This window comes from Acetobacter okinawensis JCM 25146, assembly GCF_000613865.1.
GTDB classification, from domain to species: Bacteria; Pseudomonadota; Alphaproteobacteria; order Acetobacterales; family Acetobacteraceae; genus Acetobacter; species Acetobacter okinawensis.
Map to the genome: position 1 here is coordinate 18,889 of NZ_BAJU01000022.1, position 24,851 is coordinate 43,739.

Sequence of the window (24,851 nt, forward strand, 5' to 3'; positions counted from 1 at the left end):
ATTGCCCGTTTATACTCCAGCCCTTGGCAAGCAGCGGGCGGGCGGATAGGGTCTGGAGCATTCTCTCTTATTTACTGGCTGGAGCAGTGCTCATGGACGTTTCCAAACTTTCTCCCGGCAAGGATGTCCCCTTTGACATCAATGTCGTGATTGAAATCCCGCAGGGTTCCTCGGTCAAATACGAAATCGACAAAGAAAGCGGCGCTCTGTTCGTTGACCGTTTTCTGTTCACGCCCATGGCCTACCCGACGGCTTATGGCTTTATTCCCAACACGCTGGCCGCTGATGGCGACCCCACGGATGCGCTGGTCCTGACCCCCACCAACGTCGTACCCGGCAGCGTGATCCGCGCGCGCCCCATTGGCGTGCTGAAGATGGAAGACGAATCCGGGCAGGACGAAAAGATCATCTGCGTCCCCCACGACAAGGTGCACCCCGAGTTCTCCAAGGTAGAAACCATTGCGGACCTGCCCGAAATTACGGTCAAGGCCATTGAGCACTTTTTTACCCGCTACAAGGACCTTGAAAAAGGCAAGTGGGTCAAAGTGACCGGCTGGGGCACAAAGGAAGAAGCAGGCTCCTTCATCCTCAAGGCTCTGGAAGCCGCAAAAACCAAATAAGGCTTCCACACCTTATACCAGAACGGCATGGTGGCCCATTGCGCCACCATGCCCGCAGGCTGCCCGCACTCACACCCAAAGTGTGAGATATATTGCGTGTATCGCGGATTATCAGCCTGCCAGTTTTACGCCATGCTCTGAACAACACTCTGAAACACTCATGTTTTAACGGTGACTGTTCATGCCTGCCACTGACCTCTCCCCCTCAACGACCCGACCCCAGCAGCCGACCCTGTTCATCCCTCATGGGGGTGGGCCGTGCTTTTTTATGGACTGGCCCCAGACATGGGACCATATGGCCGCTTTTTTGCGCGGGCTTGGCAACACGCTTCCACAAAAGCCGGATGCGATTGTTGTTGTGTCCGGCCATTGGGAGGAACAGGCCGTAACGGTCACCTCCAGCCCAGCACCAGAACTGATATACGACTATTACGCTTTCCGCCCCACACCTATACGCTACAATACCCTGCACCGGGCAGCCCGGATGTCGCGCGGCACATACGCACCCTGCTCCAGAACGCCGGGATTGCCAACGCCGCAGACGAACAGCGCGGGCTTGACCACGGGGTCTTCATTCCCTTCATTCTCGCCTTTCCGCACGCAGATATTCCCGTGGTGGAGTTATCCTTGCAAATGGCTCTGGACCCAGCGGAGCATCTGGCCATTGGTGCAGCACTTGCCCCATTGCGTGCGCAGAATGTGCTGATTGTGGGCACCGGCCTGAGCTACCATAACCTGCGTCACTTCATGAACGGCTCCCCTGTGACCGACCAGCCCGCGCAGGCGTTTGATGCATGGCTGACGGCCACAGCCTGCGCCCCACCGCCTGAACGAAACCTGAGGCTGACGCAATGGGCACAAGCCCCCGGTGCGCGCCTGTGCCACCCGCGTGAGGAGCACCTACTGCCCCTTATGATCGCTGCCGGAGCCGCCGGGCAGGATAAAGGCCAGCAGATCTACAGCGATATCGTTCTGGGCAAAGCGCTCTCGGGCTACCGTTTTGGGTAACCCGGCCCCTTGGCCGGGTGCTTTTTGCCCCTTTGGGCAGCATGGCACTGGCTAAAATGCGTTTCTTTGCATTTTTTGTGAAATGCCTGTTGCCAAAGAAAAAAACATCGTTATAAAGCCCCACATACCGACGCACACAACGGTTGAGCGTCGAAAATGCGGGTGTAGCTCAGTTGGTTAGAGCGCCGGCCTGTCACGCCGGAGGTCGCGGGTTCGAGCCCCGTCACTCGCGCCACTTTCCCTTACAATCTTATCGTAATCAGAAAGTGGCGCCGAGCGCCCCTTTTTACTACAAGCCACATGCACACTCCTGACCGGCCGCGAGAACGACCGGTTTGCGCTTACGCCTGACGTCTTACTGACCGTTAGCCCTGCAATGCGTCTGCACCTTGCAGTGTTACCGCAACAGCGTGCACGGTTGCAGCAATACGGGCGGCAGTCTGCACAGCGGCGGCCCCTAGCGCATCACGCACGATTTTTTCGTGGCTGGTTACGCACAGGTCACACCCATTGATAATGGAAACAGCCAGACACCACAGCTCAAAGTCGGCTTTATCCACACCCGGGTTGCCAATAACGCTCATACGGAGCTGGGCAGGCATTTTGGCATACTCACCACCGGCCATATGCACAAAGCGGTAGTAAATATTGTTCATGCCCATAATGGCATTGGCAGACTGTGCGGCTGTCAGCGCCTGTTCGGACAGGACATCGCGGAACTGGGCCACAATCTCACGCGTGACATCGTCATTTCTCGCAGCAAGGGCGGAGGCCACAAACGTACCACCAAGCTGCTGCGGGGTCAGGGAGATGTCGCTGGCCAGAGACCCCAGATTGAGGCGCAGGTCCTTGGCGTAATCGGGAATACGGTCTTTGAGAGCATCTATGGACATGACTTTTTCCATCGTGATTTTTTTTTGGGGAAAAAACTGCGCCAGACCAGATTATGGTTAACTGGAACACATGGCCGCCACATCAGATGGCGGAAGTGGGCATAACCACCAGAACAGAGCAGTGCAGGTAGTCAGGCAGACCACGCAATGGGTCTGCCTGACTACCCCCGGCCCGCAAACACGGACCGGGAGAAGTATCAGACTCAGACTTTAATAAAGTCTTCGCCCTTCTTCCAGTTGCACGGGCACAGCTCATCGCTCTGCAGACCGTCCAGAATACGCAGGATTTCCTGCGGGTTACGACCAACGGACAGGTCGTTGACGGACACATGACGGATGACGCCGTGGGGGTCGATCACAAAGGTGGCGCGCAGGGCAACGCCAGCGTCCTTTGCCATAACGCCCGTGCCTTCTGTCAGCTCGCGCTTGATGTCGGCCAGCATCGGGATCGACAGATCCTTCAGGTCATCGTGGTGCAGACGCCAGTTCAGATGCACGAACTCGCTGTCGATGGACACGCCATACACAACTGCGTCGCGGTCTGCGAAGTCTTTGGACAGTTTGCCAAAAGCCACGATTTCGGTCGGGCAGACAAAGGTGAAGTCCTTCGGCCAGAAGAACACTACTTTCCACTTACCGGCATCGGACTTGTCGGAAATCTGAACGAATTCGCCCTTCAGCCTTCCGGCCCACCCGGAACGGCGGTCAGATCAAAGCTGGGAAACTTATCGCCAACGGTCAGCATATGTTTGCTCCTTGTTTCTGGCACTGTGCCTGACCATCTTGAGTTGGTCAGGCGGTGCAAACCTGTATGGGCCGCCTTTTTCATTTAATCCAATGAAAATTTTATATAGGAACAATTGAGTATATCGATTACCCATACCTTGGTTTTCAGGTAGGACTTGGCCATGCTTCCCCTCCCCTCCGCCCAGCAACTGCGCTACCTGATCGCCCTGTCCGAACTACGCCATTTTGGCCGTGCGGCGGCAGTCTGCGCGGTTACCCAGTCCACCCTCTCTGCCGGGATTATGGCGCTTGAGCGCCAGCTTGATGCCCTCCTGCTGGACCGCACTGTGGGTAAAAAAGTGGTTTTTACACCACTGGGGCACGAGATCGCGCTAAAGGCCCGGCAGGCGCTGGCGGCACTGGAGGCCGTGCCCCAGTTGGCCGCAGCCGCCCGCACCCCGTTGACCGGCCCCCTGCGACTCGGGGTCATCCCCACTATTGGCCCGTTCCTTATCCCCCGCACGGTCCGCATCCTGCATGAGCATTTTCCGCGCCTGCTCCTGTCCCTGACCGAAGACACAACGGAGCATCTGCTGGAAAAACTCTCCCTTGGGCAGTTGGACATGCTGGTGCTGGCCATGCCCTGCCTGTGTGACGGCACAGAGACCCACCCCCTGTGGCAGGACCCCTTTTACGTCATCATGCCCACCAACCACCCTTTTGGGGCATTGGAAAGCGTGCCTGTAGAGCGCCTGTCCGAGTACAACATGGTGATGATGGAAGACGGGCACTGCCTGCGCGAGCAGACACTGGCCATCTGCCGCCAAAGCCCCAGCCGCAGTGGTTCGGAAGGGGAGAGCGAACCCACATTTACCGCCATGTCACTCCACAGCATGGCGGAAATGGTCGAACTAGGGTTGGGAATCGCCATTATGCCCGCACTGGCCATTGAGAACGGCATCCTTAAAAACCGTGCCATTCTTGCCCGCCCACTGGCCGGGGGGGCTACGTGGCGCACCATCGGCCTGGCCTGGCGCCCCCGCTCCCCCCGTGCTGCGGATTTTACCACGCTGGCCGGCACACTGCGCACCCTTGCCCCCCACGCAGCCTGAAGAGCGGACCAGATCACAGGCATCTGGCCCACTGGCAGGCCCCAAAAACGTAAAATCCGCAAGAAAAACGCGCGATAAATGCGGGCAATATTGACTCAGACGCACGGGGCCGGTATGTGCCGAGCCAACTTATTCATGCATTGAGCAGCATCGGCGGAGAATACGGGCCATGAAAATCAGAAATAGCCTGAAGTCAGCCAAGGTGCGCGACAAAGACTGCCGTGTGGTGCGTCGTCGTGGCCGGGTTTACGTTATCAACAAAAAGAACCCCCGCATGAAGGCCCGTCAGGGCTAATTGATGGTTGGCCGCGCCCTTGCGGGCAAGCTTATCATGACTATCATGCACAAAACCCGTTCCCTCGGATACCGAAGGAACGGGTTTCTGTTTTATAGCCTGTCTGTTGCACTGCTGAGCACGGCTCTACCCCTGATTTGGGAAGACGCGCTGGCGGCTGCGCCACCTGCCCCCACTACCGCACCGGCTCCTCCTGCCATCCACACTGGCACTGGCACTGGCACTGGCACTGGCACTGGCACTGGCACTGGCACTGGCACTGGCACTGGCACTGGCACTGGCACCACAGCGGTACAGATTGCCATGCTGGTCAAGCTGTTGGCCCAAGCCCAGACTCCTGATGACGCCCATACCCTGCAAAGCAGGCTGGAGGCACTGCGGGCCGCGCATCTTTCCCCCACCACACAGCTCCTGCTCCGCCGGGCGGAAAAAGACCTCGCGGCAGAAAAGCCGGACGATGCGGTAGAAGATGTTGGCGATGCTCTGGCCCTGCAACCCGATCAGGCCGTCCTGTGGCGCACGCGGGCCCAGATGCGCCTTGTAGCGGGCAATCTGCGCGGGGCTGTAGCGGACCTTGGGGAGGCACTGGCGCGCGATGCAGAGGACGCGCAAAGCTGGAGCCTGCTAGCCAGTGTGGAAGAACACCTGAACGATGGTCAGGCCGCACTCAAGGCGTGGCAAAAGGCGACAGCCCTTAACCCCATGCTGGACAAGAGCGGCAAGCGGCTCGATTCCCTCCGTCTCAAGGCCTTTGGTCAGCCGACCTGAGCGGGTTCAGGCCTGCCGGTTTTCAATCAGGCTTTTACGAATCTCACGCCCGCGTTCAATTTTATCGACAATATACTCCGCATCCCCCCAACGGATGGCGCGGGCCATGGCCTGTGCGTCTTCCATAAAACGCCCCAGCATTTCCAAGAGCGCCTCGCGGTTGGCCAGAAAGATGTCACGCCACATCACGGGGTCGGAGGCGGCAATACGCGTAAAATCACGGAACCCCGAAGCCGCGAGGTCCAACACCTCCGAGCGTGTTTCCTCCGCCAGATCATCGGCCGTACCGCAGATGGTAAAGGCCAGCAGGTGTGGCAGATGGCTGACAATGGCGCACACGCGGTCATGGTGGGCGGGGCTCATCTCCCGCAGGCGAGCGCCACAACGTGTCCATAACGTGCGAATCTGCTGTAGCGCCTGCGGCGTTGTGGCCTCCAGCGGGGTCAGCAGGCACCAGCGGTTTTCAAACAGGTCCACCAGCTGCATCCGGACCGGAAAATTCGGTTCCCGCCATGGGGTGGGCAGGCACATAGGGCACATCCGCCCGCAGACTGGGGGCTATGGCCTCGGTCACGGAAACCTTGGTGGAGCCGACATCGGTCAGCACGGCACCGGGCTTCATGGCTGGCACAAGCTGGGCTGCAACGGCACCCATGGCCCCCACCGGCACGCAGAGCATAACACAGTCGGCCTGTGCTACAGCAGCCACACCATCGGTCGTGGCCTCATCCGCCAGACCGAGCTCCATAACCCGCGCGCACACGGCTGCACTGTTATCCACCGCGACCAATCTGCGGGCCAGTGTGCCATACTCTTTGGCGCGACGGAGCACGGAGGAGCCAATCAGCCCCGGCCCCACAACAACAAGCGTATCAAACACGACGCCAGAGTCTGTATCTGCCACCGCTCAGCTATCCTTCACCACGTTGGAAGAGGGGGAATACCCCATACCCTCGCCGTTGCTCGGGGCAGGCTCGGCAGACGCACTCTGGCGCAGGCCCCGCATTTCCATGAACTGCCAGAGCAGCAGCACGGGAATACCAATCATAATTTCCCGCCCACGGCGCAGCAGCGAAATCCCGAGGGACAGGGAAGGGTCAATACCAAACGCATGGCCCATGGCCATATAGGCCCCTTCCTGCACACCCAGACTACCGGGGACCAGAAACCCGACCGACATAATGGCGCAGGTCACCCCTTCCACCGCCACAGCGCCGGAGAAGGTCAGGTGCGCCCCCAGAAAACGCGCGGTCAGCCAGAGCATGCCAGCGCCCCCCAGCCAGCCAAGCAGGTGGTAGGAGGCCGAACGGCAGATATGCCATGGGCGGCTCCAAGCTGCCTCCATGCGCTCCTGCAGATTATCTGCACCTGCCAGAATGCTGTCCCGCCATTGTGATGCAAGGCTGCGGGTAAACATGCCGCCAAACTTGCGGAACAGGTTGCCCCCATGCGTCTGTGTCCAGATAAAGCCTGCCGTCCCTGCGATCAGGAACAGTGTGCCCCCTACCACCGGCACCACAAACGGGCTGGTGCGCTGGTGCGCCACAAGGCAGGCCACACCAAGCAGCACAAATGCCACCTGCCCCATGACCTCTGTTGTAATGTCTACAAGGTTGGCGCAGGCCGCTTCGGGCAGCTCCACTTCGCGGTCGGATGCACGGTGCATGCCATGGCCCGAGCACGTGGCACGAATACCAATGACAATCCCCCCGACCTGGGAGAACGGCAGGCAGGTCGCCGCCGCGTCACGCACCATGCGGGCAAGCAGCAGACGCACATATCCAATTTCAGGGAACGCGGCATGCCATGCCATGCCCAGCACGCCATCCACGGCCAGCTGGCAGCATACCATAAGCAGAAAGCCGCCCAGACCAATGCGCATAACAGCGCGCAAAACGGAATCGAAACCGCTCCACGCCATTGCCGCCGTAACGACCACGAGCCCAAGAAAAGTGAGAAAAACCGTAAGCTTCTTCAAGGCCTCAGCTCTGTCCGCCTGTTACGCCACTGGCTCCGCCACCCCCATGGATGTGGCGCAAACCCGACCGGGCGCATGTGTGAATGTTCCGCCCCCTTACACTACCACGGGGTCTGGCGCCACCTCGGGTGTCAGGATAAAGAAACAGACCAGCCGTTCGGGATCAAAGCCCAACACCTGTTTTTTTTTCAGCCCTCTACCGGGAGCGCACCCTCCATGACTGCTCATACGCTCGTAACCGGCGCAACTGGTTTTGTCGGTTCCGCCGTGGCTCGTACACTGCTCGAACGTGGCCATTCCCTGCGCCTGATGGTGCGAGAAGGCAGCGACCGTAGAAACATTGCCGACATTCCCGCCGAGCTGGTGGAGGGGGATCTTTCCCGCCCGGACACATTTGCGCGTGCTGTGGAAGGGTGCCGCTACGTCTTCCATGTTGCCGCCGACTACCGGCTGTGGGTGCCCGATCCCGCCCCCATGATGACCGCCAACGTCGAGGGCACCCGTCTGCTGATGCTGGCCGCCCAGAAGGCCGGAGTGGAGCGGATTGTCTATTGCTCGTCCGTGGCCGCCCTTGGGCTGATCGGGGACGGCTCCATAGCGGACGAGAACACGCCCGTAGAGGAACATGCCGTTATTGGCATTTACAAACGCTCCAAATACCGCGCGGAGCAGGAAGTCCTGCGTCTTGTGCGTGAGCAGCAACTGCCTGCGGTGATTGTAAACCCCTCCACTCCCGTGGGCCCGCGCGACATCAAACCCACCCCCACAGGACAGATGATTCTGGACTGCGCCGCAGGACGCATGCCCGCCTATGTGGATACGGGCGTAAACATCGTGCATGTAGATGATGTGGCAGAAGGCCATGCGCTGGCCCTTGAACGCGGCAGAATTGGCGAAAAATACATTCTGGGCGGAGAGAACTATCTGCTGCGTGACCTGTTTGCCATGGTGTCACAGATCGCGCATGTCCCCCCACCCAAGATCAGCCTGCCGCAGGAAGTCATCTGGCCGGTAGCTGTTGTGTCCGAGTGGATGTCCCGCGCCTTTGGCTTTTCGCCCCGTGTCACACGGGAGATGCTCGCCATGTCCCGCAAGAAAATGTTTTTCTCATCCGCAAAAGCCATGGACGAACTGGGCTACGCGCCACGCCCGGCACAGCAGGCGGTAGGGGATGCCATTACGTGGTTCCGCAACAACGGCATGCTCAAATAAGGGAAGGCACAGTCCGCCATGCTGCTTGCTCTGGCCATTCTGTGCGCCCTTGTCTGGGTGGGTCTGCTCTTCTGCCACGGGTATTTCTGGCAGGCAGGGCCCATTCTCCAGCCACTCAGCATGGCGCAGGCTGCGGCGGATATTGCCCCTGAGGTTACAGTCATCGTTCCCGCACGTGACGAGGCGGAATCCATTGCCGGGGCCGTAGGCTCCCTTTTGCAGCAGGACTACCCGGGGGCACTGCGCGTTATTGTGGTCAACGACCGCAGCACGGATGGCACAGGCGCATTGGCCAGAGCCCTGCCCGACCCGCAGGGGCGACTGCACGTACTGGATGGCGCAACCCCGGAGGCAGGCTGGAGCGGCAAGCTATGGGCTGTTGCCCAAGGGGTGCATGAGGCAGAACGACAAACCCCACAGGGCAGTGGCTACCTGTTCCTGACCGATGCGGACATCATTCACGCTCCGGCCCATATTTCCACCCTTGTTGCCAAGGCGCAGGCCGAGCGACTGCACATGGTTTCCGAAATGGTGGAACTCCAGTGCGCAACACTGGCCGAACGTGCGCTGGTCCCTGCTTTTGTTTTCTTTTTTACGCTGCTCTACCCCTTTGCCAAGGTCAACAACCCCAAAGACAAAACAGCCGGAGCCGCCGGAGGCACCATTTTGCTCCGGCGTGACATGCTCCGCCAGATTGGCGGGATTGAGGCTCTGAAGGGTGCCCTGATTGATGACTGCACTCTGGCAGCCCACGTCAAACAGGCAGGAGGACAACTCTACCTTGGCCACTCCTGCCTGGCACGTTCCATTCGCCCTTACCCATCTGCCGCCGATATCTGGCGCATGATTGCGCGCACGGCTTACGTGCAGCTCGGGTTCTCCCCCATTCTGCTTGTTCTGACCGTTGTGGCCATGCTGGTGGTCTGGATTGCACCGGCCATGCTTGCACTCTGCGCACATGGTAGCGCCCGGTGGATTGGCGCCGGGGTCTGGCTTGCCGCCACGGTATCCTTTGTGCCAACACTCCGACGCTTCCGGCTCTCCTTACTCTGGGCGTTGGCATTGCCGCTCATCGCAGTGTTTTACACTGCTGCCACCATAGGCTCCGCACTTAACCACCACCGTGGGCGCGGTGTTGTGTGGAAGAACCGGGCCTATACCGGAACCACCCCCGACAGCGACCACACCTCCCCCACCGATACGGCGCAGAAAATACGCGCACCCGGCAGGTGAAGGATTTGTGCCATCCCTCCCCTTCCGGATTAAGGGATAGGCACGGCTGGCGGGGTCATGTAAACACCAAGCGGCCTTTAGGCACCCTTTATTGGAACACGGCACGGCATGACTGACGATACACGCATCTGGGGACAAGCTGACGTTTCATCCGGCAAGGGTGCGTCTGACGAGAATTTTCCCGTAGGCTCCCTGCTACTCAGCCGCAAACTGCGCCCGCATGTGCATGCCTATTATGACTATGCCCGCGTCATAGACGACATTGCAGACTGCGAGAGCCTGCCCCCGCAGGACAAGATTACTCGGCTTGATGCCATGGAGGAGGTGCTCCTTGGCCAGCGCAGCGCCATCAACCGGGCCGATGCCCTGAGTGCTGCACGCCTGCGGGCATCCCTTTTGCAGACCCATGTCCCGTTCGAGACGGCAACAGACCTGCTGGTCGCCTTTCGCAATGACTCACGCGGGCATGATTACCATACGTGGGACGACCTGCTGGAATACTGCAAATATTCCGCCAACCCGGTGGGGCGTTACCTGATCTGCCTGCATGGGGAGAACCCGGCAGCCTTTGGCCCGTCAGACGCATTATGCACCTCCTTGCAAATTCTGAACCACCTGCAGGACTGCGCCAAGGACCTTGAGCGCCTGAACCGCTGCTACATGCCCTCCGAGTTGATGCAGCAGGCAGGCACGTCTGCACAGGACCTGCTGGCAGGGCGGACCTGCCCCGCCATGCGCCGGGTCTTTAACACCCTGCTCGACGGGGTGGACGACCTCAACCAGCAGGCCAGCGCGCTGCCAGCCCATATCAAGGATCGGCGTTTCCGTATGGAATGTGCGGCCATTGTGGCCCTTGCCCACCGCCTGACACAGCGCCTGCGCCGCGAGGACCCTCTGGCAGGGCGCGTGGCCCTGCGCCGGACAGACGCCATGCATGCAGCCATTGCGGCCCTGCGGGCATGGGCATGACCTTCCCGAATGGTGAAAGTTCTGTAAAAAGAGACCCGTTCTTTTCAATCTTGACGATAAACAGGTGACAAGCGCGTGACAGCCGTAAACATCCAGATGCACGATAAACCGACCCCGCTCGGATGCGATCCTGCTGATCTTGCCTGGGTGGAAAGCACCGTCAAACAGGCTGGTACCTCCTTTGCCGCTGGCATGCGTATCCTGCCCCCCATGCGGCGCTATGGCATGTACGCCATTTATGCCTTCTGCCGTGTTGTGGACGATATTGCCGATGGCAATACCCCGCTGGCCGAACGCACCAAAGGGCTGGAAGACTGGCACCAGCGTATTGCCGAGCTTTACGCGGAGCGGGCCTTCCCCCCCGTAGAGGCACTGGACCGGGTGCTGCTGGCTGCCATCAACTTCTTCTCCCTCCAACAGGTGGATTTTGATGCCGTCATCGACGGCATGCTGATGGACACACAGACCGCCATTGTCGCCCCAGATGAAAAAACGCTGGACCTTTACTGTGACCGCGTAGCCTCTGCCGTTGGCCGCCTGTCCGTGCGCATTTTTGGCGATAGTTCGGACAATGGCGATCGCGTAGCCTACCACTTGGGCCGCGCCCTGCAGATTACCAACATCCTGCGTGACATCCCCGAAGATGCCGCCCGCGGGCGGCTCTACCTGCCCGCCGACCTGCTGGAACGCTTTGACGTACCCAAGGACCCGGTGCAGGCCCTGTACGCACCCGGTCTGGAACAGGTCGCCCGCGTTATGGCTGCTCGTGCGCAGGACCACTTCCGCACGGCTTTTGCCACCATGAAGGTCTGCCAGCCCCGCTCCATGCTGCCCGCACGCATTATGGGGGCAAGCTACGAGTCCATTCTCAAGGCCCTGTGCAAACGTGGCTGGGGTGCCGCCGTGCTGCGCGCACGCCCCCAGACCACCCTGCTTGGCAAAGCCAAGTGGTTTGCCCTGTCCTACGTCTCCTGAAGAAACGGCAAAACACGGTATGTCTGGTATTCTGCATATTATTGGCGGCGGCATGGCAGGCCTTGCCGCTGCTGTTGACGTAGCGGGTACAGGTACGCGCGTTATCGTGCATGAAGCCGGGCGTAACTGTGGTGGGCGAGCACGCTCCTACCATGACCGGCACCTTGACTGCAGGATAGATAACGGCAACCACCTGCTGCTGTCCGCCAACAGCACGGTTTTCCGTTATCTGGGCATAACAGGAGCGCTGGACACACTCAGCGGGCCGGAAGAGCCGATTTTTCCATTCGTAGATCTGGCCGAGGATGCCCGCTGGACGCTTGACCTGTCCCGTGGGCGGCTCCCCCTGTGGGTTTTTCAGCCCCACCGCCGCGTGCCGGACATGCGCCTGCCCGAGTTGCAGAGCCTGTACCGCCTGATCCGTGCGGACGCCAAAACCACCGTAGCCGACTGCCTGCTCCCCGGTGCTTTTACCCGTAGGTTGCTGGAACCTTTTTCCATTTCCGCGCTGAATACCCTGAGCGATACGGGAAGTGCCGCACTACTGGGTGCCGTGGTGCGCGAATCCCTCTCTCTGGGCGGGCATGCCTGTGTGCCATGGTTTGCGCGGGATGGTCTGTCCGAATCCCTTGTGGACCCGGCCATAACCTATCTGGGCAGCATGAACGCCGAAGTCCGCACACAAACCCGCATTACCGGGCTGGATGTCACAAAAGGCCGGGTCAGCGCCCTGCACACGGCCCAGGACAGCATTGCTCTGTCCGAACAGGATCACGTCATTGTGGCGACCACCGCCCCGGTAGCCGAAACACTGCTGGCCCCGCATATGGCCGGGCTGGTAACCCCCAACGCGTTTGAGAGCATTCTCAACCTGCATTTCCGCCTGAAGGATGCACCACGCCCCGTTGGCAGTTTTGCCCGCTGCGGGTTTATGGGCGTAATCGGCGGCGTAACAGAGTGGGTATTTTTGCGCGGGAATATTCTGTCCGTCACAGTCAGCGCGGCCAACCGCTACGCAAGCCACGACCATGAGGAACTGGCCCGCACAATCTGGACCGAGCTGCGCAGTGCCTGCGATGCAGTGCTCGAACAACCCCTGCCGCAAACACCAGATGCGCAGCGTATTGTATGGGAAAAGCGCGCAACCTTTGCCGCCACCCCAGAGCAGAACCGCCGCAGACCCGGACCTGCGACACCGCTTGTCAATCTGGCGCTGGCGGGCGACTGGACGAACACCGGCCTGCCCGCCACGCTGGAAGGGGCCATGCGCTCGGGCCTGCGGGCCGTACAGGCACTGGGCCTTAAAACCCCGGGCTGAGCACGGGGCACCACACTCTCCACCACGCCGGGGGCTGATCCATGACACAAACATCCACCACACATCCAGCCCCCTTACGCCCCGGTATTCTGGTCGGGCTCAAGGCCGAAGCACAGCTCATCCGCAGTGTTTTCCCCCATGCAGCCATTGCGGCAAGTGGCGCTACACGGACAGGTGCCCAGCGCGAGGCCAACCGGCTGGCCGCATGCGGGGCAGACTGCCTGCTATCGTTCGGGCTGGCCGCAGGGCTGGACCCGGCCCTGCCACCGGGGAGCATTGTTATTCCCGGCGCGGTCAAAGCATGGAGCAACACATGGTCGTGTGATGCGACCCTGCGCCATATTCTGGGAGCGGACCAGCAAGGCGTTATCAATAGCCCTTTGCTGCACCATGATGATGTGGTCCTTGAGGCACAGCACAAAGCCACGCTGTTTGCCGACACACACTGTGCCGCACTGGATATGGAAAGTGGCTTTCTGGCGCAGGCTGCGCAGGAAGCTGGTCTACCTTTTGCCGTGCTGCGTGTTATCTGCGACCCGGCAACGCGCTCCCTCCCCCCGGTTACGGCCTGCGTGCTCTCCCCCGATGGAGGCTTAAAATTGGCCTGCTCCTCCGCTCCTTGCTCCGCCACCCATCGCAGATAAGCGGGCTGATCAATCTGGGGCGAGATGCCGGGCTGGCACGCAAGGCCATGCTGCACTTTTTGCACACACAGGCAGAGCGCCCGGCATTCAGGCAGTTTGCAGCCGGCAACGCGCGCGGTTGATCGTCAGGGTATAAAAAAACCCGCCCGACAGACATGCCGGACGGGTATATGGCCCCAGACCCGCTCCCCGCGTGTTACTGCGAGAAGGCCCTTGCCAGAATATTCTGCGTTTCAAGAGAAACAGGCAGGGTGGAGTTGGTCAGGGCTACACCTTTCCAGCCCGCCCCCAGCGCCGTGTAAAGATTAACCGCATCACGCAGGCGTTCCAGACGGGCCAGTGCCTCCGTGTTCTGCGCGTTCAGGGTCGTGCGTTCGGTTGTCAGCACTTCCAGAAAGCCAACCAGACCTGCCCCGTACAGCTTGCGCGCCCGCTCGCTGGCTGTTGCACTGTCTTCCGCCGCTTTGTGCAACTGCTCGGCATATTCAATATCATCATGCCATGCGGCCATCGCGTCTTCGACTTCCTTGAACGCAGTCAGCACTGTCTGGCGGTATGTCAGGCGCGATGCTTCCGCGGAGGCCTGTGCGGCCCGGACTTCGGACGTCATTTTGCCACCATGCATCAGCGGCAGGCTGGCCATAAGCAGGAACTGCCAGCTCATGGCGTTGACCTGAAACGCCTGATACATGGCCGAAGCATTGGGGTTGAATGTCAACGGCACCACAAAATGCGGGTACAGGTTGGCAACCGATACGCCAATCTGGGCCGTGGCAACTGCGTAACGCCGCTCGGCCATCCGCACATCCGGACGGTTGGCAATCACCACGGATGGCAGAACTGCAGGGAATTCAGGCACTGTAGGGAGCGCACGCGGCTGCTTGAGCTGATCTTCCAGCTCGCCGGGCATTTTGCCCAGCAGAACTGCAATCGCGTGTGTTACCTGAGAAACACGGGTTTTAAGCGGCTCACGTGCCGCAATCTGTGCATCCAGTTCAGCCTGAGCCTGTGCAATCTGCAAGGTGTTGCCCACACCCTCCAGATACAGCTTGTTGGTCAGGTCCACCGCGTCCTTGGCAACCCGGATGTTGTCCGTTGCAATCTGGATCTGCAACTGGGTCACACGCAGCAGCATGTAGTCCGATGCCAGCTCGGACAGAAGACCCATAAGAACTGCGCGGCGGGCCTCAATCGTGGCTTCAACTGCGTGTTCGCGCGCTTCCACATCCCGACGGATCCGCCCGAACATGTCGAGCTCCCACGATGCAGTGGCACCATAGGTCAGCATGGAGGCTTCGGGCCTGTTCTGCGGGTTACCCGGACGGATCGGCCAGTTATCAATATTCAGGGAATAGCGGACATCCCCCCCGCCCATGTTGGCATCCATCTGCGGATACCACTGCGCGGCGGAACGGTCGCGCATGGCACGTTCGGCCAGAATACGCTGCCCCGCAATCTGCAGGTCATAGTTCCCCTTGATGGCGTCCTGCACAAGCTGGGAGAGCATGGGGTCCCTGAACAGAGACCACCACTCGACCATTTCCTTGTTTGTGCGCTCAATCTCTTCAGGGGTGGCAACGTGTTCTTCTGCCGCCTCCTTGAACTGGGCTGGCAGCTTCATACGGTCAGGCTGGTAATTTGGCCCAACAGTACAGGCGGAGAGCAGCATGCCGGTTGCGGCACATAACCCAAAGCGGCGGCGAGCCTTCATGCTTTTCATCCTTGGCCCACGCTCAGAGATGATCTTGCAGCCAGGTAGTCAATTTACCCCTGCGCCCTGTTGGTTCCGGCCCGACACTGACCGTGGCGGTCATACCTGCGGCCAGTGTCACACTGTCAGGCACATGGTCCAGATGGATACGCACAGGAATACGCTGGGCCAGACGCACCCACGTAAAGATCGGATTGACATCCTGCAGCCCCAGCTTGTCGGGCGTACCGTTGGTATCGTTAATCCCGCGCGCAATGCTGACAACATGCCCTGCCAGAATGGGTTTGTACCCCATCAGCTTGACACGTGCGACATCCCCCACGTGCACGCCCCACATCTTGGTTTCTTCAAAATACCCGTAAACCCAGTAGGAGTCGGCATCGATCACCGCCATGCGGGCCTGACTGGCTGCGGCGTAATCCCCCACCCGCAGGTTAAGGTTGGTCACATAACCATTGACGGGAGAGTACAGAACCGAACGCTGTAGGTTCAGCTTGGCCACATCCAGCGCCGCGCGGGCTGCATCCACCGCAGCAATCTGGGTTGCCACATTGGAGTTGAACACTTCCTGCTCTTCGGCCGACACAATGCCACCCAGTCCCATACGGCGCTTGGCATCATTGCGTTTGAGCTTCAAATCCTCCAGAGCGCCGTCCAGACGGGCCTGTGCCTCGCGGATAGCCAGACGGAAGCGAACCGGGTCCAGCACAAAGAGCGGGTCCCCCTTGTGCACGAACTGGTTATCCACCACCGGGATCTGCACCACAGTGCCGGACACTTCGGGGGCCACATCGACCACGTAAACACGCACGCGCCGTCGCGGGTCCAGGGGGCGATCATGTAGACGTTCCAGAGAGTAATCCCCAGAACAATCGCAAGAGAGACGACCGCAAGGGTCAGAACAACTCGTATCAGGGTGCGCAGAAGGGGCATTGCAGAGACTCAAAAGCCTTTTCAGGTCAGACGTAGAGGATCAGCAGACAGAGAATGCAGACGTAGAGCGAAACTTCAAACAGTGCGATATGCCAGAACCAGCCCAACAGGCCGCTCCACCACAACGCAAAGCGGATACACATGGTAAGGGGAAGTGCCGCCAGCGCATACACGACAATAGGTGCCATAAAGACACCGAAAAGATTGAATTCCGTCAGCATGACACCGCCCTGGACACCAGCATTACCGTGCGTCCCTCTTTTGTGCATCCGTAGCATTCTCCCTGTGGGCAAGCGCTGCCTGCTCCACACGGTCGAGAACACCACAGCATTCTTCCAGCTCCGGGTCGGACACACCCGCCATCAGCCGTGCAGTGACCTGATCCGCCACCCGGCAGACCAGATCAGCCACATGCCGACCTTGAGACGTAATGCTGACAAGCTTGGAACGTCGGTCTTCCTCATCCGTTTCGCGCACGACATAGCCGCGCTTCTCCAGCACATCCAGAAGCCGGACCAGTGATGGCGCTTCGAGCGAGAGGGAGCGGGCCAGATCAGTCTGGCGCATGGAGGAAGATGAAAGATGGAGATAGTAAATGGGACGCCACGTGGCGTCTGTCAGGCCGAATGCCCGGAGGTCGGCATCTATTTCCCGCCGCCACATGGACGCAAGCCGAGCCAGACGGTAGCCGAAGGACCGTCTGGTTTCGTTGTCCACAACAGGATTATGCTCTAGTTCCATTCACTGCTCACACTAGCGAGCATGCAAAAAATTTGCACGCTCACAAAAGACTGACGCCATCATTTACAGAAACAATCCAGCGCGCCAATGCAAATTTGGAATGGAACCTATGGCTTAACCTAGACTGGACAGATTCAGTCCTTTTTACCGCGCACAATATCCCACAGCTTGCGCGAGCCGCCACGCCCTACAGCGGTAGCAACCGTAGCGGTCACCGCAGCCATGGTGACGGAGTCGCGCATCTGGGTCATGCAGCGGTCACGCATGATCCGGGCTTCGACCTCATCCGTTGTCAGGTAGGAGCGACGACCAAACATAATGCACACCAGAGCCGCCAGCACATCCAGCCCGAAAACGGTAAAGGACGCACCAACCGGCCCGAAGTGGCCAACAAATACAAGAAGAATCCAGAGTAACCCATGCCCCGTAATCAGGGCAAAAAGGCCAAACACCGCAGCCATAATCAAAAATGCGGCCTGACGACCGTAACGGATGGCCATCTGCTGCATCAGGGAGGACTGGGCAGATAGGGCGGATTTACCAAGATCAAAGATGCGCATGGGCTCTGGAGCTACCTTCGTTCAGATGACGCGCAAAGCGTCAGCGAGACATGCGCCCGATGATAAACCCTACCACGCCGGAAATGGCAATGGACAACCAGGACGTGTGACTGCCTGTACGCTTTGCAAGATCGTTGCGCGTATGATCGGCCAGTTCGCGCGCATTGGCAACCGCCTGTTCCGTCAGATCACCTGCCTTGCCCCCAGCGCGGCCCAGCGCTGGCACAATATGTTGTGTAACAAGGCGTTCAATATGTGCCTTGACTGCCTCCAGTTCTTCCCGCGCGGTATCTGCTGCGGCTTCTCCGGCAAGCTTAACGTCCTTGATTTTATCTGATGACATGAAACAAACCTCGTTGACTTTATCGTTTTAAATGACAACACCTTCTTTAACCCACAAAAAAGGACATAGTTGCATGCCGCCCGCGCATGGCTCACCCCCGGCTTTGGCGCTCACGGATTTGGCGGTCCTGCCCGAAGCATCCCCCCTGACCCTGCGCCTGAACGCAGGTAACTGCATTGCCCTGCTGGGAATCGGCTCCGACACAGCAGACCTGACCGCCCTGACCGAAGCACTGGCCGGGCGCACGCACACGTCAGGGCAAATACGCATACATGGGGTGGAGGTGGGGCATATGCCCCAGGGTGCACGCAAGATCGCCACCATGGGTGTGCATGCGCCACTGTTCCCGCAACTGAGTGTTACCGACAACATTCTCTTCCCTCTCCGGGCCACAGGCCAGCTCCCCAAGGCAGAAATAGGCCGCAGGCGCGACGAGGTACTGGCCCTGACCGGGCTGGACGCAGTACGTAATCTCTCCCCCAACACCCTTTCGGCAGAACAGAGGTTTCGGGCTGCACTGGCGCGTGCGCTGGTCACATCCCCCGACCTGCTGATGCTCAACCAGCCCATGGACGGCCTACCCACGCAGGCTGTCAGACGCTCGATGATGTTTCTGGAACGACTCCGGCAGGCCATTGGCCTGACATCCCTGTTCCTGACCCGCGACCGTACCGAGGCGTTTATCGCGGCCTCCACCATTGGTGTGCTGGATAACGGAACCCTGCTGCAACTGGCGGATGCCCCTACTGCTCAACCGCCCCGCCACCCCCGGCGTGGCGCTGGCTCTGGGGGACGCCAACATCCTGACCGGTAAGGTCCTGCGGATTGACGACGATGTTGCCGAACTGCGCCTGCCATCCGGCGAAACGGTGGAAGCCATGGCCGATGCCGATCTGGCCGAGCATGATCTGGCAAGCATCTGCATTCTGCCCGACCGCCTTTCAGTCCTCTTCCCACGCGCGGGTGCGGCTGATAACAGCGCCGAAGCAGGCGACCTGATATGCACACTGGTCTCCGCCCATCATCTGGGCCACAGCATTGTCATGCGGATGCGCTTGTGCGACGGCACGGAAGTCAGCCTTAACCGCCCCCCCGTGCATAACCCGAGGGAACTGAAAGCAGGACGCCCGGCCCTGCTTGCATGGCAAACGCGGAATGCAACAGCCTTTCCGATGGATAAAAAAACCGGCTCGCTTTAGGCTGGTGGCATTGTGTCCATAATTAACGACGACGACGCGTGAGGTTTACCCTGTTCTCTCCCTCTTTCCTGAGCATACCCCGCAGGCAGGTCATGTCCTCCCAGGAACAGGGGCAGGCTGCGTGCCGCCGCACGTTATCGCGCCGTGGTATCCTGCTGGCAGGCCTTGGGGGTCTGCTACCGGGCACAGCTATGGCAGGCCACACGCGCAAACAGACGAGAGCAGACAAAAGCCTGCACATTCTGACCTTTACAGGCAGCATTGCCCAGACCCAGAGCAAAATCCTGTTTAAACCCTACGAACACCTGACCCACCAAAGCATAGTGCCACGCGGCTGGAACGGAGAACTCCCGGACCTGCAACACCTCACAAATCCAGCTCACCAACACCCGGCTGCCGCAATGATGGAAAACAGCAGCCTGCGCATTGGCTGCGCGCTCAAGCTCCTGTCCCGCCATCAGACAGACACATCGTCCAGCAACTGCGGCCTGCCATCTGCTTCCATTGATTACGCCATGGCGTGGGACAAGGCACGGTTCGAAACCGCCCCAAGCTGGTCTGACTTCTGGGATGTGGCCCGCCACCCCGGCCGCAGAAGCCTACGACGCGACCCCCGCTTGACGCTGGAAATCGCCTTGCTGGCCGATGGCGTGCCGGCAAATGCGCTCTACCGCGCGCTGGGCACGACCGAAGGTGTTAATCGTGCTTTTCTCAAACTGGAACAATTGCGACCTTATATTGCGTGGTGGTCCACACCGGGAGAGGCTGGGCAGATACTGACCTCCGGCGGAGCGCTTATGGGCTGCGTCCCTACCGGAGAAATTCTGGGCACAGCAGACGCTATCCGCCAGCGTTTTGGCCTGTACTGGCAACAGCGCTTTGTTGTACAATACGGCTGGGGCGTGCTGGCAAGTGCAGCCGCCAACCCCGCAGCCCTTGCTTTTGTCTCCTGGCTGGAGCAGGCCGCACAGCAACAGGCTTTTGCCAATGCATGGCCCTCGCTCCCATCCATGCTGAGCTCAACGCCCTTACCCCCGGCCTTGGTCACATCCCCCCCGCCATCACCATAGATGACACATTCTGGGAAAATAATCTGGGTGCACTGAACGAACGCTTCCAACAGTGGATGCGGCGCACATGATCCCATATCTTGCACTCGGCGCATCCGCTTATACAGCGTTGGTTTGTGGTATTGTCATGCTTGCAACCAGTTTATTGGTCACAGCAGCCTTTGTACTTTCAGTGTTTGCTTTGCGGACCGAACAGCACCTGTACACACTCACTCTGGCACTCCTGCTCCCCTGCACCGGGATATGCATGGCGTTACCAGCATTTGTACACGCGACAACTACCCCGATCCTGCAAGGGTTTTTACTATCCCCCCTACTCCTGCTCCCGTTATCCCTGCCAATCAGAACATTACAGCGCAGCTGGATCGCAACAGCGCAGGAACTGGGGGCCAACAAGCTGGCGCGACTATATTTTTTCTGGTGGCCACTGTTAAAAAAACCTTTGGTTCTGACGTTATCTCTCGCAACTTTATTCAGCATTGTACAATGACATCACACCCCCCTCTCCCTTTTTGGAAAACCACGCCCCTTAAAGACATGACCAACGCACAATGGGAATCCCTGTGCGATGGATGTGGACGGTGCTGCCTGCATAAACTCCGTGATGATGAAACGGACGAACTGTATTACACATCAGTTGCGTGCAGACTTCTGGATGTCAAAACCTGCCAGTGCACGGACTACCCAAAACGCCACCGAAAAGTGCAGGACTGCGTGACCTTAACACCCACCATGATTCCCGAACTCGACTGGCTACCACCAGATTGTGCTTACAAACGACTATCAGACGGAGATGACCTGCCGCCCTGGCACCCCTTGATAACGGGCAGCCCCCAGACAGTCATCACCTCCGGCGCATCCGCCGCAGGGCGCTGCATAAGTGAAAGACGCGCGGGAGCACTGGAGGATTACGTTGTTGACTGGCCTGCCGAACACGCAAAACCTACCGAAGGAAATTAATGTTGCCGCACAGGGAGTGGTGCAGGTCGTATGGAAACAATCCATACGTGCCAAGCGTCTTTCCCTGCGCATTGCACCGTATGAGCACACACTGATTGTAACTGTACCGATAGGGTGCAGGTCGGAACAGGCACTGGCGTTTGTGCAGGCAAACCATGCATGGATCAATGAACGCCTGCAAAAACTTGAAAAACCCCCCTCTTTTTCAGATAACAACATCATTCCCATACAGGGCAAACCCTACCGTATCATGCATGCCCCCAAACAACAGGGCGGAGCATGGCTGGAAGCCCAATACCTTATGGTCAGCGGAGATCGTGCATTCATCAATAGACGCGTTGCCGATTTTTTACGTTCCCACGCCACAACAGCTCTCAGGCAGGAAGTGCAGGCAATGGCCCAAAGTACGGACCTACATCCATCACGCGTAGATATTCGTGACACATCCAGCCGTTGGGGAAGTTGTTCTAGTTCCGGCCGTATCATGCTGTCCTGGCGCGTTATCATGGCGCCAGATATAGTACGCCATTACCTGATCGCCCATGAACTTAGCCACCTCAAACATATGAATCATGGTCCACTTTTCTGGCAACAGGTCGCCAAAATCACACCGTTTAAACAACAGGCAGAAACATGCTGCGCCAGAAAGGCCCCCTCCTGCTGCACGCCAGATAAACACCCCGTTTGCACGACGACTGAACCATGCTAAGGAGCACCCCCTGACAGTGCAAACCACACGCGAACTTGGCGGAATGGTAGACGCAGGAGACTTAAAATCTCCAGCCCGAATGGGCGTGCGGGTTCGAGTCCCGCAGTTCGCACCACAAACTGTTGAAAAACAGAGGTATTTTGTCCGAGAGGAAATTTTCCCATAATGGGAAAACTTCATGCTCCGCGCCATCCCGTCCCGACGCACAGGACAGCCTCGTTATCACTTCCGCCGCATTGTCCCGGCACTGCTCCGTCCCCTGTTGGGCAAGACCGAGATTTCCCTTGTCCTCCATACCTCTGATAAGCTGGTCGCCCGTGAACGTGCAGCCGCCCTGTATGCCAGGACGGGACAGCTTTTCAGAGCAGGCAAGATGCAACACCCCACCAAAGACGACCTTCTGGCCCTCTATCGCGACTTGATTGACAGCTACGAGGCCGCTCTGAAAGCGCAGGAAGAGAGTGCCGCAAAAGTGCTCGAAGCCGAGCGCGCCCAGCATCTCATTGAAAAAGCCGATCTGGTCACCAAGCAATCAACCTTCCTCAATACGGTCCTGCCTCACATGGAAGGCCTTCTGAAGGGACTGGGACAACTCAGGCACACCCTCGAAAAACGGGAAGTCTGGGCTGTCACCGAAAAACAGGGCTTACAAAACCAGATCACCACGCTCTGTAGCCTGATCCAGACCAGCCTGCCTCACAATGAAGATAAACCCGATGGGCAGAAATCCTCGTCCAAACAACCGCGCAGCATGAAACTGTCGGCGGCGGCGGACAAATTTGTCTTCTCAGTACCATCCAAAAGTGCTGGCACCATCAAAGGAACCGGCAAGACCGTGGCCCTCTTCACCGAAGCATTCGGAGATATCCCGGTTCACCAGATCACTGGCGACGTGGTTGGAGAATTTTACGACCTTCTCTCTGGCCTGCCGACCACCCATGGCAAAGGTAAGGTCACCCTCCCCCTTCGGGACGCTGCCAGAGAAGCTGAGGAAAATGGAGCAGAACTCGTCTCCGGCAAGACCGTCAAAAACCATTTCTCGCGCATGTCTGCGATCTGGAGCGAACTGGTCCTGCGAGATCTCGCTCCCAAAAACCCCTGGGCCAACTGGTCTTTCGATTTAACACAAAAGACCAATCGCCGGGCCTGGTCAGAAGACGAACTGAGAACACTCCTGACGTCAAAATGGCTAGGCCGGGTTTTCCCAGAACGCACCTATCGGGGCATTGTGCGCATTGCTCTGTATACCGGCATGCGTCTGGGCGAGATCTGCAATCTGAGGAATGAGGATATCGAAGTCCTGAACGGTATTCCCTGTTTCCACATCCGGCCCCATACGGTTGAGATCGACGGCAAAATTCGGGAATGGTCTCCCAAGACATCGGCTGGCACCCGTATCGTGCCCATTCACAGCAAACTGCTGGAAAAAGGTATCCTTGAGGAATTCAGAAACGCCGGCCCCTATTTCTTCAGTGAACTGCCTATCTCCAATTTCGGGGTGCGGGGCGCCAATTTTGAATTGATCTTTTCCAAACATAAACGGCGCCTGAACCTGCCAACGCAGGTCACCTTTCACTCCTTCCGCCATCTGGTTTCAACCGTGCTCAGAAATCAGGACAGTCACATTCGAGAGCTTTGGATTGATGACCTGTTAGGCCATGAAGCCACCCATAAAAGTCAGGGCACGACCAAATACACATCGGCTATTTATCTGCAAAACCTTCAGCGGGTTGTGGAGGCCATTACCTATCCCGATGACATTGCAAACTGGTGAACACCGAGCCGGCCTGCGCTGGTTTTAGGGGCAGGATTGAAGGGCACTGGTGCTGTTTCTTGTCACCAAAACCCTCTCGTCATGCGACCATTGGTCGCTTTGGAAGGAAACCTAGGCGACCAACGGTCGCATCACCCTCCCTTCATCAACGACCATTGGTCGCATGGCCAAACTCTCAAGTGCGACCATTGGTCGCTTTGAGAGGAAACCTAGGCGACCAACGGTCGCGTCATCCTCGCTTCATCAACGACCATTGGTCGCATGGCCAAACTCTCAAATGCGACCATTGGTCGCTTTGAGAGGAAACCTGGGCGACCAATGGTCGCATAAAACGCCCCTCACAGTGTCTGCAAAAAGATGCGCTGTCGCCCAACCGGACACCTCTTCCCAATCAATTTATGACGTTAAATCAGTCTCTTAATTCAAAGCCCAACAGCGTGAAGTCGGCACGTTCTGATCTGTCTGGGGATTGGGGGCGGTTAACACACACAACACAGTTTGCTTACGCCCCTCTACTGTTAAAAGAACCCCTTGCCCCGAATAGTCCGTCGTGCTTATGACCTTGAAACCCTTGTTCAATAACTCGGTCAAAGACAGCGCAAGTGGTTTCAACGTCGTGGGAAGCGCCAAAGGACTATAGGGGGATTTCACACCCGACTGCGGCAGCCAGTCCCCCGATGACTGGGCAAAACCACTAACCGGCCCTAAAAGGCCAAGGGCTGTCATCACCATAAAACCGGCTTTGCGCATGAGACTTCCTCCTTCTAATGCTGTCACTGCCTGTAACGGATTACCTCCTGTTTATCACATCAGGCTTTAAGGGAGCGCTTCTATGCAACACACTTCGCTGGAAGATCAGGCACGCACCTTGGAAGCAACGGGTGCTTACCGGGTTTTACGTCGTATCGCGCCCCTTCCACTTGAGACACAGGTGCCGCGTGATCAGACCCGCGTTGGCCTTTTTCTTGATCTTGAAACCACCGGCCTTGACCCTGCCTGTCATGAGATCATCGAATTCGGAATGGTGCCCTTTGTTTATACGCTGGATGGGCATATTCTCGGCACCTTACCGGCTTTCAATCGCCTGAGAGAGCCTTCCC

24 protein-coding genes, 2 tRNA genes and 6 pseudogenes are annotated in these 24,851 nt (G+C 58.6%); 21 read left to right on the plus strand and 11 right to left on the minus strand.

Annotation, left to right across the window (positions count from 1 at the left end; translation table 11 throughout):
- Nucleotides 1–92: 92 nt before the first annotated feature.
- The 3 genes and pseudogenes from ppa (at nt 93) to JCM25146_RS09890 (ending at nt 1,863) form a co-directional block, all read left to right on the plus strand.
- Nucleotides 93–620 (plus strand): inorganic diphosphatase, encoded by a 528-nt coding sequence (ppa, locus tag JCM25146_RS09875; RefSeq protein WP_025827684.1) that lies wholly within the window; start codon nt 93–95, stop codon nt 618–620.
- Between the two features lie 181 nt (nt 621–801).
- A pseudogene (locus tag JCM25146_RS18620) lies at nt 802–1,628 on the plus strand (DODA-type extradiol aromatic ring-opening family dioxygenase).
- Nucleotides 1,629–1,786: 158 nt separating this feature from the next.
- Nucleotides 1,787–1,863 (plus strand) — tRNA-Asp (locus JCM25146_RS09890).
- Between the two features lie 130 nt (nt 1,864–1,993).
- On the opposite strand, the gene JCM25146_RS09895 is transcribed toward JCM25146_RS09890, so the two are convergent.
- On the minus strand, nt 1,994–2,521 hold the full coding sequence (locus JCM25146_RS09895) for a carboxymuconolactone decarboxylase family protein (RefSeq protein WP_025827687.1): 528 nt from the start codon (nt 2,519–2,521) through the stop codon (nt 1,994–1,996).
- A 203-nt stretch (nt 2,522–2,724) separates the two neighbouring features.
- A pseudogene (locus JCM25146_RS18625) lies at nt 2,725–3,266 on the minus strand (peroxiredoxin).
- A 163-nt stretch (nt 3,267–3,429) separates the two neighbouring features.
- Here JCM25146_RS18625 and JCM25146_RS09905 point away from each other — a divergent pair.
- From JCM25146_RS09905 to JCM25146_RS22905, 3 genes are all read left to right on the plus strand, one after another.
- On the plus strand, nt 3,430–4,359 hold the full coding sequence (locus tag JCM25146_RS09905) for a hydrogen peroxide-inducible genes activator (protein ID WP_025827689.1): 930 nt from the start codon (nt 3,430–3,432) through the stop codon (nt 4,357–4,359).
- A gap of 169 nt (nt 4,360–4,528) precedes the next feature.
- Complete coding sequence (gene ykgO, locus JCM25146_RS09910) at nt 4,529–4,654, plus strand: type B 50S ribosomal protein L36 (RefSeq protein WP_003625637.1); 126 nt, start codon at nt 4,529–4,531, stop codon at nt 4,652–4,654.
- Nucleotides 4,655–4,657: 3 nt separating this feature from the next.
- Complete coding sequence (locus JCM25146_RS22905) at nt 4,658–5,422, plus strand: hypothetical protein (RefSeq protein WP_025827691.1); 765 nt, start codon at nt 4,658–4,660, stop codon at nt 5,420–5,422.
- 6 nt (nt 5,423–5,428) lie between these two features.
- Here the strand turns inward: JCM25146_RS22905 and JCM25146_RS18630 are convergent.
- Nucleotides 5,429–6,326: pseudogene (locus JCM25146_RS18630) on the minus strand (prephenate dehydrogenase/arogenate dehydrogenase family protein).
- A 3-nt stretch (nt 6,327–6,329) separates the two neighbouring features.
- Entirely contained in the window at nt 6,330–7,400 is a 1,071-nt protein-coding gene (locus JCM25146_RS09925) for a lysylphosphatidylglycerol synthase domain-containing protein (RefSeq protein WP_025827693.1), read from the minus strand.
- Nucleotides 7,401–7,616: 216 nt separating this feature from the next.
- Between JCM25146_RS09925 and hpnA the strand changes: the two genes are divergently transcribed.
- The 6 genes and pseudogenes from hpnA (at nt 7,617) to JCM25146_RS18635 (ending at nt 13,873) form a co-directional block, all read left to right on the plus strand.
- Entirely contained in the window at nt 7,617–8,612 is a 996-nt protein-coding gene (gene hpnA, locus JCM25146_RS09930; protein WP_025827695.1) for a hopanoid-associated sugar epimerase, read from the plus strand.
- Between the two features lie 18 nt (nt 8,613–8,630).
- On the plus strand, nt 8,631–9,845 hold the full coding sequence (locus JCM25146_RS09935; RefSeq protein WP_025827697.1) for a glycosyltransferase: 1,215 nt from the start codon (nt 8,631–8,633) through the stop codon (nt 9,843–9,845).
- A gap of 108 nt (nt 9,846–9,953) precedes the next feature.
- Entirely contained in the window at nt 9,954–10,814 is an 861-nt protein-coding gene (hpnC, locus tag JCM25146_RS09940; RefSeq protein WP_025827699.1) for a squalene synthase HpnC, read from the plus strand.
- 96 nt (nt 10,815–10,910) lie between these two features.
- Nucleotides 10,911–11,789 (plus strand): presqualene diphosphate synthase HpnD, encoded by an 879-nt coding sequence (gene hpnD / locus JCM25146_RS09945; RefSeq protein ID WP_025827700.1) that lies wholly within the window; start codon nt 10,911–10,913, stop codon nt 11,787–11,789.
- A 19-nt stretch (nt 11,790–11,808) separates the two neighbouring features.
- Entirely contained in the window at nt 11,809–13,107 is a 1,299-nt protein-coding gene (gene hpnE / locus JCM25146_RS09950) for a hydroxysqualene dehydroxylase HpnE (protein ID WP_025827702.1), read from the plus strand.
- A 41-nt stretch (nt 13,108–13,148) separates the two neighbouring features.
- A pseudogene (locus JCM25146_RS18635) lies at nt 13,149–13,873 on the plus strand (phosphorylase family protein).
- A gap of 74 nt (nt 13,874–13,947) precedes the next feature.
- Here the strand turns inward: JCM25146_RS18635 and JCM25146_RS09960 are convergent.
- From JCM25146_RS09960 to JCM25146_RS09985, 6 genes and pseudogenes are all read right to left on the minus strand, one after another.
- Nucleotides 13,948–15,462 carry an efflux transporter outer membrane subunit gene (locus JCM25146_RS09960; RefSeq protein ID WP_025827703.1) on the minus strand — a complete coding sequence of 505 codons (1,515 nt, stop codon included), beginning with the start codon at nt 15,460–15,462 and terminating at the stop codon, nt 13,948–13,950.
- A 22-nt stretch (nt 15,463–15,484) separates the two neighbouring features.
- Nucleotides 15,485–16,395, minus strand: a pseudogene (locus tag JCM25146_RS18640) (biotin/lipoyl-binding protein).
- Between the two features lie 26 nt (nt 16,396–16,421).
- A complete protein-coding gene (locus tag JCM25146_RS09970; protein ID WP_025827705.1) occupies nt 16,422–16,616 on the minus strand; it encodes a DUF1656 domain-containing protein in 195 nt (64 codons plus the stop codon).
- 22 nt (nt 16,617–16,638) lie between these two features.
- Nucleotides 16,639–17,136 carry a MarR family winged helix-turn-helix transcriptional regulator gene (locus JCM25146_RS09975; protein WP_025827707.1) on the minus strand — a complete coding sequence of 166 codons (498 nt, stop codon included), beginning with the start codon at nt 17,134–17,136 and terminating at the stop codon, nt 16,639–16,641.
- Between the two features lie 134 nt (nt 17,137–17,270).
- Complete coding sequence (locus tag JCM25146_RS09980; protein WP_025827708.1) at nt 17,271–17,696, minus strand: phage holin family protein; 426 nt, start codon at nt 17,694–17,696, stop codon at nt 17,271–17,273.
- Nucleotides 17,697–17,736: 40 nt separating this feature from the next.
- The gene (locus JCM25146_RS09985; RefSeq protein ID WP_025827710.1) at nt 17,737–18,039 is read right to left on the minus strand and encodes a hypothetical protein; all 303 of its coding nucleotides are present in this window, start codon (nt 18,037–18,039) and stop codon (nt 17,737–17,739) included.
- Nucleotides 18,040–18,112: 73 nt separating this feature from the next.
- Between JCM25146_RS09985 and JCM25146_RS18645 the strand changes: the two genes are divergently transcribed.
- The 8 genes from JCM25146_RS18645 (at nt 18,113) to JCM25146_RS10015 (ending at nt 23,751) form a co-directional block, all read left to right on the plus strand.
- Nucleotides 18,113–18,853, plus strand: coding sequence for an ATP-binding cassette domain-containing protein (locus tag JCM25146_RS18645; RefSeq protein ID WP_242401044.1), 741 nt, complete (start codon nt 18,113–18,115; stop codon nt 18,851–18,853).
- Complete coding sequence (locus JCM25146_RS23840) at nt 18,777–19,238, plus strand: TOBE domain-containing protein (protein ID WP_242401045.1); 462 nt, start codon at nt 18,777–18,779, stop codon at nt 19,236–19,238. Before JCM25146_RS18645 ends, JCM25146_RS23840 begins: the two co-directional genes overlap by 77 nt.
- Nucleotides 19,239–19,330: 92 nt before the next feature.
- A complete protein-coding gene (locus tag JCM25146_RS18650) occupies nt 19,331–20,308 on the plus strand; it encodes an extracellular solute-binding protein (RefSeq protein WP_051544191.1) in 978 nt (325 codons plus the stop codon).
- 67 nt (nt 20,309–20,375) lie between these two features.
- Nucleotides 20,376–20,798 (plus strand): hypothetical protein, encoded by a 423-nt coding sequence (locus tag JCM25146_RS22055; protein ID WP_148299040.1) that lies wholly within the window; start codon nt 20,376–20,378, stop codon nt 20,796–20,798.
- Nucleotides 20,795–21,268, plus strand: coding sequence for a YcgN family cysteine cluster protein (locus tag JCM25146_RS10000; RefSeq protein ID WP_025827711.1), 474 nt, complete (start codon nt 20,795–20,797; stop codon nt 21,266–21,268). Before JCM25146_RS22055 ends, JCM25146_RS10000 begins: the two co-directional genes overlap by 4 nt.
- Nucleotides 21,225–21,977: a M48 family metallopeptidase gene (locus JCM25146_RS18655; protein ID WP_242401046.1), complete on the plus strand. Its 753-nt coding sequence runs from the start codon at nt 21,225–21,227 to the stop codon at nt 21,975–21,977. The genes JCM25146_RS10000 and JCM25146_RS18655 overlap by 44 nt, the downstream gene beginning before the upstream one ends.
- 29 nt (nt 21,978–22,006) lie before the next feature.
- Nucleotides 22,007–22,092, plus strand: a tRNA-Leu gene (locus tag JCM25146_RS10010).
- A 63-nt stretch (nt 22,093–22,155) separates the two neighbouring features.
- Nucleotides 22,156–23,751, plus strand: coding sequence for a tyrosine-type recombinase/integrase (locus tag JCM25146_RS10015; RefSeq protein WP_025827713.1), 1,596 nt, complete (start codon nt 22,156–22,158; stop codon nt 23,749–23,751).
- Between the two features lie 417 nt (nt 23,752–24,168).
- Here JCM25146_RS10015 and JCM25146_RS10020 read toward each other — a convergent pair whose 3' ends face one another.
- Nucleotides 24,169–24,501 (minus strand): hypothetical protein, encoded by a 333-nt coding sequence (locus JCM25146_RS10020; protein WP_025827714.1) that lies wholly within the window; start codon nt 24,499–24,501, stop codon nt 24,169–24,171.
- 82 nt (nt 24,502–24,583) lie between these two features.
- Here JCM25146_RS10020 and JCM25146_RS10025 point away from each other — a divergent pair.
- Nucleotides 24,584–24,851, plus strand: a pseudogene (locus JCM25146_RS10025) (exonuclease domain-containing protein); the annotation flags it as partial.

Excerpts from the sequence above, each read along its gene's own strand:
- ppa (WP_025827684.1), top strand. The coding sequence starts at position 93 with ATGGACGTTTCCAAACTTTCTCCCGGCAAGGATGTCCCCTTTGACATC.
- JCM25146_RS09895 (WP_025827687.1), bottom strand. The coding sequence starts at position 2,521 with ATGTCCATAGATGCTCTCAAAGACCGTATTCCCGATTACGCCAAGGAC.
- JCM25146_RS09905 (WP_025827689.1), top strand. The coding sequence starts at position 3,430 with ATGCTTCCCCTCCCCTCCGCCCAGCAACTGCGCTACCTGATCGCCCTG.
- ykgO (WP_003625637.1), top strand. The coding sequence starts at position 4,529 with ATGAAAATCAGAAATAGCCTGAAGTCAGCCAAGGTGCGCGACAAAGAC.
- JCM25146_RS22905 (WP_025827691.1), top strand. The coding sequence starts at position 4,658 with ATGGTTGGCCGCGCCCTTGCGGGCAAGCTTATCATGACTATCATGCAC.
- hpnA (WP_025827695.1), top strand. The coding sequence starts at position 7,617 with ATGACTGCTCATACGCTCGTAACCGGCGCAACTGGTTTTGTCGGTTCC.
- JCM25146_RS09935 (WP_025827697.1), top strand. The coding sequence starts at position 8,631 with ATGCTGCTTGCTCTGGCCATTCTGTGCGCCCTTGTCTGGGTGGGTCTG.
- hpnC (WP_025827699.1), top strand. The coding sequence starts at position 9,954 with ATGACTGACGATACACGCATCTGGGGACAAGCTGACGTTTCATCCGGC.
- hpnD (WP_025827700.1), top strand. The coding sequence starts at position 10,911 with ATGCACGATAAACCGACCCCGCTCGGATGCGATCCTGCTGATCTTGCC.
- hpnE (WP_025827702.1), top strand. The coding sequence starts at position 11,809 with ATGTCTGGTATTCTGCATATTATTGGCGGCGGCATGGCAGGCCTTGCC.
- JCM25146_RS09960 (WP_025827703.1), bottom strand. The coding sequence starts at position 15,462 with ATGAAGGCTCGCCGCCGCTTTGGGTTATGTGCCGCAACCGGCATGCTG.
- JCM25146_RS09970 (WP_025827705.1), bottom strand. The coding sequence starts at position 16,616 with ATGCTGACGGAATTCAATCTTTTCGGTGTCTTTATGGCACCTATTGTC.
- JCM25146_RS09975 (WP_025827707.1), bottom strand. The coding sequence starts at position 17,136 with ATGGAACTAGAGCATAATCCTGTTGTGGACAACGAAACCAGACGGTCC.
- JCM25146_RS09980 (WP_025827708.1), bottom strand. The coding sequence starts at position 17,696 with ATGCGCATCTTTGATCTTGGTAAATCCGCCCTATCTGCCCAGTCCTCC.
- JCM25146_RS09985 (WP_025827710.1), bottom strand. The coding sequence starts at position 18,039 with ATGTCATCAGATAAAATCAAGGACGTTAAGCTTGCCGGAGAAGCCGCA.
- JCM25146_RS18645 (WP_242401044.1), top strand. The coding sequence starts at position 18,113 with ATGCCGCCCGCGCATGGCTCACCCCCGGCTTTGGCGCTCACGGATTTG.
- JCM25146_RS23840 (WP_242401045.1), top strand. The coding sequence starts at position 18,777 with ATGCCCCTACTGCTCAACCGCCCCGCCACCCCCGGCGTGGCGCTGGCT.
- JCM25146_RS18650 (WP_051544191.1), top strand. The coding sequence starts at position 19,331 with ATGTCCTCCCAGGAACAGGGGCAGGCTGCGTGCCGCCGCACGTTATCG.
- JCM25146_RS22055 (WP_148299040.1), top strand. The coding sequence starts at position 20,376 with ATGATCCCATATCTTGCACTCGGCGCATCCGCTTATACAGCGTTGGTT.
- JCM25146_RS10000 (WP_025827711.1), top strand. The coding sequence starts at position 20,795 with ATGACATCACACCCCCCTCTCCCTTTTTGGAAAACCACGCCCCTTAAA.
- JCM25146_RS10015 (WP_025827713.1), top strand. The coding sequence starts at position 22,156 with ATGCTCCGCGCCATCCCGTCCCGACGCACAGGACAGCCTCGTTATCAC.
- JCM25146_RS10020 (WP_025827714.1), bottom strand. The coding sequence starts at position 24,501 with ATGCGCAAAGCCGGTTTTATGGTGATGACAGCCCTTGGCCTTTTAGGG.